Source organism: Providencia sp. UF-183, from assembly GCF_058246155.1.
Map to the genome: position 1 here is coordinate 1 of NZ_JBSICD010000064.1, position 738 is coordinate 738.

At 55.8% G+C, this 738-nt stretch carries 1 protein-coding gene; it reads left to right on the plus strand.

Translation table 11 applies throughout. The features are described from left to right. Nucleotides 1–738 (plus strand): ImcF-related family protein (locus AC4IFT_RS22345; protein WP_490752926.1); only part of this gene is annotated, 738 nt, incomplete at both ends.

A 738-nucleotide genomic window follows, 5' to 3' on the forward strand; every position in this document is an offset into this window, starting at 1 on the left:
CCTGTCTGTCAACCTAACGCACACTTATTGGCTGATTTTGGCGCAGTTTTTACGGGGGAGCGGCAGCGAAGAGTTAGCCGTTCGTTTAGCCCCATTGACCTCAGGTCTTCGTCGCTTACCCTTTGCAGGGTTAGCATTTAGCACCGCCGTCACCCAACCGAGTGAGGCCCTTCCCCCCCATACATGGCAGGAAGATAACCGCTGGAAAAGCCTGCTTGCCGTGCAAGGTGACATTGCCCCGTCATTGCAACCGTCACACTTAGGCATCAACCCGCAGCGCGTGATGCAATACGCGGTCGCCACGGCGATGGCGGTGTGGGGCGTGGGGTTAGTGGTGTCGTATTTTGCCAACCGCCAATTGATTAACGACAGCCAGCAGCTGGCATTTGCCGCCGTGGATAACCAGCGCAGCGCCGCCGAGCGCCTAAATGCCCAGTTCGATTTCCAGCAAATGTTAGGAAAACTCGACCACCGTGCCACCCACTTTACCCCCGTATGGCAGCGCTTTGGCTTAAACCACAATGATGCCCTGCTCGGCCAGTTATGGCCCACCTACACCCAAACCATTTTGCCGCTGTTGCGCGACAACACTCGCCAGCAATTGGAAGCGAAATTACAACAATATGCCGAGCTGCCCCCTGATAGCACCGCTCGTGCTGATGCCACGCCTGCCACTTACGCCTTGTTAAAAGCTTATTTAATGATGAGCTCCCCCGAGCGCATGGAGCCCGAATTTTT